At 49.6% G+C, this 9,384-nt stretch carries 8 protein-coding genes and 1 rRNA gene (1 of these 9 cut by a window edge); 6 read left to right on the top strand and 3 right to left on the bottom strand.

Annotated features, from left to right (window positions below):
* Positions 1–88 (bottom strand): 16S ribosomal RNA (locus WC7_RS00030) (it extends 1,454 nt beyond the left edge of the window).
* Between the two features lie 597 nt (positions 89–685).
* Between WC7_RS00030 and WC7_RS00035 the strand changes: the two genes are divergently transcribed.
* From WC7_RS00035 to WC7_RS00055, 6 genes are all read left to right on the top strand, one after another.
* Entirely contained in the window at positions 686–2,317 is a 1,632-nt protein-coding gene (locus tag WC7_RS00035; RefSeq protein ID WP_016155420.1) for a sensor histidine kinase, read from the top strand.
* On the top strand, positions 2,314–3,033 hold the full coding sequence (dcuR, locus tag WC7_RS00040) for a two-component system response regulator DcuR (RefSeq protein WP_016155419.1): 720 nt from the start codon (positions 2,314–2,316) through the stop codon (positions 3,031–3,033). Before WC7_RS00035 ends, dcuR begins: the two co-directional genes overlap by 4 nt.
* A gap of 297 nt (positions 3,034–3,330) precedes the next feature.
* Complete coding sequence (locus tag WC7_RS26905) at positions 3,331–3,633, top strand: hypothetical protein (protein ID WP_131341598.1); 303 nt, start codon at positions 3,331–3,333, stop codon at positions 3,631–3,633.
* Between the two features lie 118 nt (positions 3,634–3,751).
* On the top strand, positions 3,752–5,092 hold the full coding sequence (dcuB, locus tag WC7_RS00045) for an anaerobic C4-dicarboxylate transporter DcuB (RefSeq protein ID WP_003031873.1): 1,341 nt from the start codon (positions 3,752–3,754) through the stop codon (positions 5,090–5,092).
* Positions 5,093–5,188: 96 nt separating this feature from the next.
* Positions 5,189–6,835, top strand: coding sequence for a class I fumarate hydratase FumA (gene fumA / locus WC7_RS00050; RefSeq protein WP_016155418.1), 1,647 nt, complete (start codon positions 5,189–5,191; stop codon positions 6,833–6,835).
* Positions 6,836–6,982: 147 nt separating this feature from the next.
* Positions 6,983–7,600, top strand: a complete 618-nt coding sequence (locus WC7_RS00055; protein WP_016155417.1) for a DUF2238 domain-containing protein — start codon at positions 6,983–6,985, stop codon at positions 7,598–7,600.
* 26 nt (positions 7,601–7,626) lie between these two features.
* On the opposite strand, the gene WC7_RS00060 is transcribed toward WC7_RS00055, so the two are convergent.
* Entirely contained in the window at positions 7,627–7,881 is a 255-nt protein-coding gene (locus tag WC7_RS00060; protein ID WP_016155416.1) for a SemiSWEET transporter, read from the bottom strand.
* A 2-nt stretch (positions 7,882–7,883) separates the two neighbouring features.
* A complete protein-coding gene (gene melB, locus WC7_RS00065; protein ID WP_016155415.1) occupies positions 7,884–9,314 on the bottom strand; it encodes a melibiose:sodium transporter MelB in 1,431 nt (476 codons plus the stop codon).
* Positions 9,315–9,384 lie beyond the last annotated feature (70 nt).

Here is a 9,384-nt window from a genome sequence, read left to right as displayed (position 1 = left end):
AGCAAGCTCCTCTGTGCTACCGTTCGACTTGCATGTGTTAGGCCTGCCGCCAGCGTTCAATCTGAGCCATGATCAAACTCTTCAATTTAAGTTTGATGCTCGTGAATTAAACTTCGTAATGAATTACGTGTTCACTCAGAGACTTGGTATTCATTTTTCGTCTTGCGACGTTAAGAATCCGTATCTTCGAGTGCCCACACAGATTGTCTGATAAATTGTTAAAGAGCAGTTGCGACGCGCTTTAGCGCTCTGTCGCGAGGTGGCGTATATTACGCTTTCCTCTTTCAGAGTCAACCCTCATTTTCAGGTTTTTCTCTTCAACCGAACCGGCTGTTTGTGTGAAGTGATTCACATCCGCCGTGTCGATGGAGGCGCATTATAGGGAGTTTCCTGCGGCCCGCAACCCTTAAATTGCAGAAAAATGACTGACCGCTGCATTCCACAGCAAAACCCCGCCTTATACCCATTTACACACAGAGTTATCCACAATCGTAAGCAAAATAGCGGTCAACATCCCTGAAAGAAGAGAAAACAGATAAGGAAATCTCTATATAAAAAGAGACTCGCTCTACGCTATATATAGAAGAAAAGCCCAGGCAGGCCATGCCCCATCATCCCTACCACCTTTGAATTACGCATCCCATCAGGCGATAATACCCATACAAACCGTGATTCCAGGACCGTGATGAGACACTCTCTGCAACGTACTGCTATACGCAAACGCCCAATGAAGCTCGGCACTACCGTGATCCTCATGGTCAGTGCGGTACTCTTCTCCGTACTGCTTGTCGTTCATCTGATTTATTTCTCGCAAATCAGCAACATGACGCGCGATGCATTAGCAGGTAAAGCGCTTGCGGTCGCACGAACGCTGGCAAACTCCCCTGAGATCCGCCAGGGGCTAATGAAAAAGCCCGAGGAAAGCGGTATTCAGGCGATTGCCCAGGCGGTGAATAAGAGCAACGATTTTTTGTTCATCGTCGTCACCGATATGCAAAGCATTCGTTACTCCCATCCCGAAGCGCAGCGAATCGGTCAGCCGTTTAAAGGCGATGACATTTTGCTGGCCCTGCAAGGGAAAGAGAATGTCGCCATTAATCGCGGATTTCTGGCGCAAGCCCTGCGCGTATTTACCCCTATTTATGACGAGCATCACCGGCAGATAGGCGTCGTGTCGATCGGCCTTGAGCTAAGCAGGGTGACTGAGCAGATCAATAACAGCCGTGGCAGCATCTTTTGGTCCATCTTATTTGGCGTGCTGGTTGGGCTGCTCGGCACATGGGTATTTGTCAAAGTCCTCAAGCGTATTCTGTTTGGTCTGGAGCCTTATGAAATCTCCAATCTGTTCGAACAACGCCAGGCGATGCTGCACTCTATAAAGGAAGGCGTCATTGCCGTTGACGAGTGCGGTGAAGTGACGCTGATAAACCAGGCGGCACAAGACCTGCTGGATTACCACAAATCGCACGACGATGCCCAGCTCTCCACGCTCAGCCACGCATGGTCAAAAGTGGTCGATTTTTCACAGGTACTGCATGACGGAACGCCGCGTCGCGATGAAGAGATCATGGTGAAGGATCGGCTACTCTTAATTAACACGGTTCCGGTACTCAGCAACGGTAAAATCATCGGGGCCATTTCAACATTCAGAGATAAGACTGAAGTCCGAAAATTAATGCAACGACTGGACGGCATGGTCAACTATGCCGACGCACTTCGTGAACGATCCCACGAATTCATGAATAAATTGCACGTGATTCTGGGATTATTGCATCTGAAAAGTTATAAGCAGCTTGAAAATTACATCCTGAAGACCGCGAACAGTTATCAGGAAGAGATTGGCTCACTGTTAGGAAAAATAAAATCCCCGGTGATCGCAGGATTTTTACTCAGTAAGATTAATCGCACATCTGATTTAGGCCATAGCCTTGTGATCAGCAATGAAAGCCAGTTGCCGGAAAACAGCAACGAAGATCAGGTGGCTGTGCTGATTACCGTTCTGGGGAATTTAATTGAAAACGCCCTGGAGGCGCTAGGTCAAGAACCTGGTGGCGAGATCAGCGTATCCTTGCATTATCGACACGGCTGGTTGCATTGCGAAGTGAATGACGATGGTCCGGGGATTGCCCCCGAACACATTGAGCACATCTTTGAGAAGGGCGTTTCGTCAAAAGGAACCGAACGGGGCGTTGGTTTAGCGCTTGTTAAACAACAGGTTGAAAACGTTGGCGGCAATATTTCCGTCGAGTCAGAACCTGGGATCTTCACCCAATTTTTTGTACAGTTACCGTGGAATGGTGAGAGGGCCAGCAGATGATCAATGTCTTAATTGTCGATGACGATGCAATGGTAGCGGAATTAAACCGCCGTTATGTCGCGCAACTCTCCGGTTTTCATTGCTGCGGCACAGCCTCCACGCTGGAGAAAGCAAAAGAGATAATCTTTCATAGCGGTAATCATATCGATTTGATTTTGCTTGATATTTATATGCAAAAAGAAAACGGTCTGGATCTGTTGCCTGTATTGCACAGCGAAGGTTGCAAGTGTGATGTCATTGTCATCTCTTCCGCCGCTGACGCGACCACCATCAAAGACTCTCTCCACTATGGTGTCGTTGACTACCTGATCAAACCGTTCCAGGCGTCCCGTTTTGAAGAGGCGCTGACCGGCTGGCTACAGAAGAAAACCGAGATGGAAAAGCATCAGTACTATGAACAGTCTGAGCTTGACCAGTTGATTCACGGCAGTTCCTCCAATGAACAGGAAGCGCGACGCTTACCTAAAGGATTAACGCCACAAACGTTACGCACGCTGTGCCAGTGGATTGATGAGCATCAGGATCAGGAATTCTCCACCGATGAACTGGCCAACGAGGTCAATATCTCGCGCGTTTCTTGCCGTAAATATCTTATCTGGCTCGTCAATTGTCACATCCTATTTACCAGCATCCATTATGGCGTAACCGGTAGACCGGTTTATCGTTACCGCGTTCAGGCTGAACATTACTCATTACTAAAACAATATTGCCAATAAAAACAATTTGGGATTATTTGTTATTTGAAAGTAACAATTATTAAAATAATGAAAAATCCCTTCTTTTCTGAATCATGCTGCAGAATTATAAATTTGCGTTAGATCAAATATATTTGTATCCAGCATGTTAAATGTATTATTTTAATATTGATTAACGTCACACTGTTTTTAATTTCAAAATCGCTAACAAAAGTTAATTAAGTATTATCTAGCTCGCAGAGTGTGTATTTTTACCCATAAAGGATTAGTCTGAAATTAACCAGACATACAAAATCTAGACTGGTAGCAATGGAGACCATGCTACGTACCATGGACACCGTACATTTTTGTGAGCAAATAAAAGTATCCGCACGCCAACCTCATCACATTATGAAATGGCGTGAGCGTGATCACACAAATAACCTACTCACCCATTCTGTCGGTGGTTCACGAAATAGCGGAAAACGCAAAACAGATAAATTACAGCGTCAACCGCAGCTCTCCATGTCCAGCTCTGCTTCCCATCGCCTGAGGATTCTCTCCTCTGATCAAAGCCACAGAAAAAAGCTAAATATCGCCATAACGTTAAAAAAACATTCTAGCAAGACATTTGAACATTAATCGCAAATACGGACATATCGAATACTGACCATTTTTTGATGCCTATTCCGGCAAAAAAGAATGTGGCACAGATCCATTTTTCAAAAAATTGACTGGTTTTTTCGCGAGGGTAAATAAAATGTTATTTAGTATACAACTTCTTATAATATTAATATGTTTGTTTTATGGTGCCAGAAAGGGCGGTATCGCGCTGGGTTTATTAGGCGGTATCGGCCTGGTCATTCTGGTTTTCGTTTTCCATCTCCAGCCGGGTAAACCACCTGTAGATGTAATGCTGGTTATTATTGCCGTGGTGGCCGCATCGGCAACCTTACAAGCCTCCGGCGGCCTTGACGTTATGCTGCAAATCGCTGAAAAGCTGCTGCGCCGTAACCCAAAATACGTTTCCATCGTCGCCCCGTTCGTTACCTGCACCCTGACGATTCTCTGCGGTACAGGCCACGTGGTATACACCATCCTGCCAATCATTTATGACGTTGCCATTAAGAACAATATTCGCCCGGAACGTCCGATGGCGGCGAGTTCTATCGGTGCGCAGATGGGGATTATCGCCAGCCCGGTGTCCGTGGCCGTTGTATCACTGGTCGCAATGCTGGGTAACGTAACGTTTGAAGGCAAGCATCTTGAATTCCTCGACCTGCTCAGCATCACTATCCCGTCTACCCTGTTGGGTATCCTGGCGATCGGTATCTTCAGTTGGTTCCGCGGTAAAGATCTGGATAAAGATGAAGAGTTCCAGAAGTTTATTTCCGTTCCTGAAAACCACAACTACGTTTATGGCGATACCGCCACACTGTTAGACAAAAAGCTGCCGAAAAGCAACTGGCTGGCCATGTGGATCTTCCTTGCCGCTATCGCCGTTGTTGCCGTGCTCGGCGCATTCTCTGAGCTGCGCCCTACCTTCAGCGGCAAACCGCTGTCAATGGTACTGGTTATCCAGATGTTCATGCTGCTGACCGGTGCGCTGATTATTATCCTGACGAAGACCAATCCCGCTTCAATATCTAAAAACGAAGTCTTCCGTTCCGGTATGATCGCGATTGTGGCGGTGTACGGTATTGCCTGGATGGCCGAAACAATGTTCGGCGCGCACATGACGGAAATCGAAGGTGTGCTGGGCAATATGGTGAAAGAGTATCCGTGGGCCTATGCAATTGTTCTGCTGTTGGTTTCCAAATTTGTAAACTCCCAGGCTGCGGCGCTGGCGGCGATTGTTCCGGTCGCACTGGCAATTGGGGTTGATCCAGCGTACATCGTTGCTTCCGCTCCGGCATGTTACGGTTACTACATTCTGCCGACTTACCCGAGCGATCTGGCGGCTATTCAGTTTGACCGTTCCGGCACCACCCACATTGGCCGTTTCGTTATCAACCACAGCTTCATTCTACCTGGGTTGATCGGCGTGAGCGTATCCTGTGTCTTTGGTTGGATCTTCGCCGCAATGTACGGTTTCCTGTAATTACAGTGCGCGTGCTGTCCGCTTTGGTACGGCACGCCACCGTCAAGACACAGAGAATTTTAAAATTCCTGAGAAAAATGAAAAGGCTGGAAGCAAATGTCAAAAGTTGAATTCACTTATCAGGCGGCTTTCCCACTGGGGGAAGACAAAACTGAGTACTACCTGCTGACCTCCGATCACGTCAGCGTCGGCGAGTTTGAAGGCGAAACAATCCTGAAAGTAGCCCCTGAAGCACTTACGCTACTGGCCCAACAAGCCTTCCACGATGCCTCCTTCATGCTCCGCCCTGAACACCAACAGCAAGTCGCCTCAATTCTCCATGATCCCGAAGCCAGCGAAAACGATAAATACGTAGCGCTGCAGTTCCTGAGAAACTCCGAAATCGCTGCTAAAGGCGTATTGCCAACCTGCCAGGACACCGGTACGGCAATTATCATGGGTAAAAAAGGTCAGCGCGTCTGGACCGGTGGCGGCGACGAAGCGGCACTCTCCAAGGGCGTATTTAATACCTATATTGAAGATAACCTGCGCTACTCGCAAAACGCGGCGCTGGATATGTACAAAGAAGTGAATACCGGCACCAACCTGCCCGCACAAATCGACCTGTACAGCGTGGATGGTGACGAATACAAATTCCTGTGCGTGGCCAAAGGCGGCGGTTCAGCGAACAAAACCTATCTGTATCAGGAAACCAAAGCGCTGCTCACCCCCGGCAAACTGAAAAACTTCCTGGTTGAGAAAATGCGCACGCTGGGTACCGCAGCATGCCCGCCGTACCACATTGCATTCGTCATTGGCGGCACGTCAGCGGAAAGCACCCTGAAAACGGTGAAGCTGGCCAGCACACACTACTATGACGCACTGCCGACTGAAGGTAATGCGCACGGCCAGGCGTTCCGCGATCTGCAACTGGAACAGGAACTGCTGGAAGAAGCGCAGAAACTCGGCCTCGGCGCCCAGTTTGGCGGGAAATACTTCGCGCACGATATCCGCGTGATCCGCCTGCCTCGCCACGGCGCATCCTGCCCGGTTGGTATGGGTGTGTCTTGCTCCGCAGACCGTAACATCAAGGCCAAGATTAACCGCGAAGGGATCTGGATCGAAAAACTGGAACATAACCCAGCCCAGTACATTCCGGAGTCGCTGCGCCAGGCAGGCGAAGGTGAAGTGGTTAAAGTTGACCTTAACCGCCCAATGAAAGAGATCCTCGCTCAGCTCTCTCAGTATCCGGTTTCTACCCGTCTGTCACTGAGCGGCACCATCATTGTCGGTCGCGATATTGCCCACGCGAAGCTAAAAGAACGTATTGAGTCCGGCGAAGGTCTGCCGCAGTACGTGAAAGATCACCCTATCTACTACGCGGGCCCGGCCAAAACACCTGCGGGTTATCCGTCCGGCTCTTTAGGACCAACCACTGCGGGTCGTATGGACTCCTATGTTGACCTGCTACAGTCTCACGGCGGCAGCATGATCATGCTGGCAAAAGGTAACCGTAGCCAGCAGGTGACAGACGCCTGCCATAAACACGGCGGCTTCTATTTAGGTAGCATTGGTGGCCCGGCAGCGGTACTTGCGCAGCAGAGTATTAAACATCTGGAATGCGTGGAATACCCTGAGCTGGGTATGGAAGCTATCTGGAAAATCGAAGTCGAAGATTTCCCGGCTTTCATTCTGGTCGATGACAAAGGCAACGATTTCTTCCAGCAAATCGTCAGCAAACAATGCGCTAACTGCGCGAAGTAACCCATTCGGCCCGGCACTGGACTGACAACAGATTTTTGGCGTCAGTCCAGTGATCCCCCCGGGCCAACTTTATCCCCCCATTTACTGGCGTTGAATTTTTGCCGCTCACAGGGAATAGTAACCTTTTCCATTACTTGTGAATTCGCCATGCTCCGCACACTGAACTCCACAATCTTGCACTCTGGCGCGCTGCTTCTGGCGCTAATACTTATCTACACCGGTATCTCAGCCACGGAGAAAATCACCTGGCTGATGGAAGTTACGCCGGTCATTATTGTCGTCCCACTGTTGCTGGCGACCGTGAAGCGCTACCCGCTGACGCCCTTGCTCTACACGCTCATTTTCTTGCACGCCATCATTCTGATGGTCGGCGGTATGTATACCTACGCTAAAGTCCCTATCGGTTTTCAGGTTCAGGAGTGGCTGGATCTCAGTCGTAACCCCTATGACAAGCTGGGTCACTTCTTCCAGGGTCTGGTGCCCGCCCTGACGGCAAGAGAGATTTTAGTGCGCGGTAATATAGTTCGTGGCCGCAAAATGCTGGCATTTTTGGTCTGCTGCGTGGCGCTGGCGATTAGCGCGATGTATGAGCTGATCGAATGGTGGGCAGCGCTGGCGATGGGTCAGGGAGCGGATGATTTTCTCGGGACGCAGGGCGACCCGTGGGATACCCAGTCGGATATGTTCTGCGCCCTGCTCGGTGCGCTCACCACGGTGCTCGTGTTGGCGGGCTGGCACAACAGACAGTTAAAAACTGCCGGATAGCGCTGACGCTTATCCGGCAATCTGCTCTACCCATTGCGAGACTTGATAACCAGAATCGGCAAGGCGAACAGGAGTGTCAGAAAGTTCGCCATGCTGACGGCAGTATCTTCAATCAATAATCCATAAATCAGCCACAACACCAGCCCACACACAAACATTACATACATTAAACCGGAGATACCCTGCGTGTTGCGGGTGGTAATGACCTTAATCGCTTGCGGTAAGAATGAGAGCGTCGTCAGGCTAGCCGCCAAATACCCAATCCACGAATGCCATTCCATAGCTACGCCTTCACATCACCTGGGGTGACTACCGCAATAGCCGGGATATCCGGTTGCTCATGGTGCTGCGGCACCTTACGGTACTTATCCAACAAATGAATCTGGACCCTGCGCAGCGTGTCGCCGTTCAGTCGGTAAAAGCGGAAGTAAAGGACTAAGGTCACCACAAAAAAGAGTGCTGGTAGCGCGATCATAATGAATTGCATACCAACAATGGTTTCTGCAGACTGCGCGACATTCGGCGCGTAATTAATCAGCCCAAGTATCACTGCGATAAAGAAAGCGGCAAACGCAGACCCGCCTTTTACCACCATCGTCTGCACTGAATAAGCGATACTTTCACAACGTACATTCAGTTTGTATTCGCCGTAATCAACGGTATCCGCCACCATAATGACCTGCAACACCCAGAAAAGCGCTGAACCAATATTCAGTAAAATACCAGCAATAACAATGAGTAAGATATTATGGAAACCGGCTAACGCCATCACCAGCAGCACGATACAGCTGAGCACCGGCAGCACGGATGCCCCAGCCCACAAGATCCGTCGTGACAACGCTTTTACCAATCGAGGAAAGAAAATCAGCGTCAGCAGGTTTGCCGCTCCTGCGTAAGACATGTAGTACGGGAAGAGGCTTGCATCGCCAATCACATAAGTAAAATAGTAAATGGCAAAGCCAGCAATGATATTGGCGGCAATATTGTAAGCCAGCGCCATGCCTAGCAGGCAGGATAACTGGTCGTTTTTATAGATGAGCCCAACGATCGCTTTCAGCCCAAGACGACTGCTGTCCGCCGTTGCCTCGCTATCTGACGAATAAACCTCATGCACATTACGCAGCGTAACAACGGTAGAAACGATAAAGAATGCAATCAGTACCAGCGTAAACATCTGGAAACCAAAGCCGCGATCGGCCCCGCCGACATAGCTCACAAAGGGCAGCGTCACACCCGCGGTGACAAACCCAGCCAGGCTTGCGAAGAAACGAGGGAACGGCACCAGTTGTTCACGCTCGCGTTTATCCAGCGTAATAGTTGGCACCAGCGACCAGAATGGAATATCCATAATGGTGTAGGTCATTCCCCATAATATATACGTCACGCAGACAAATACGACTTGCGCAGTGCCCTCAAACAAATGTGCGCTAAAAAGCAAAAACAGTACCAATGAGTTCGCCAGCGTACCGAGTAAGATCCAGGGTTTAAATTTTCCCCACCGCGACCGGGTGGCGTTCACAATCCAGCCCATGATGGGATCGTTTACCGCATCCCAGATCCTTGCCGCCAGGAACAACGTTCCGACCAGCCCCACCGATAATCCCACCACGTCGGTGTAGTAATACATCAGGTACATGTACACAATACCGATGGCGAAATCCTTACCAAACGCTCCAAATCCGTAACTGAGTTTTGTTTTCAGAGAGATGCTCATAGGGTATCGGGTCGCCGTTACCAGCGCCCGCCTTCTGTTAGAGGAAACGTCAGAGGTTAAACGCCGGATG

This window comes from Citrobacter sp. KTE151 (assembly GCF_000398845.1).
Classification (GTDB): Bacteria; Pseudomonadota; Gammaproteobacteria; order Enterobacterales; family Enterobacteriaceae; genus Citrobacter; species Citrobacter braakii.
The sequence above is the reverse complement of the archived record's forward strand: the minus strand, read 5'-3'. Positions and strand labels throughout refer to the sequence as shown.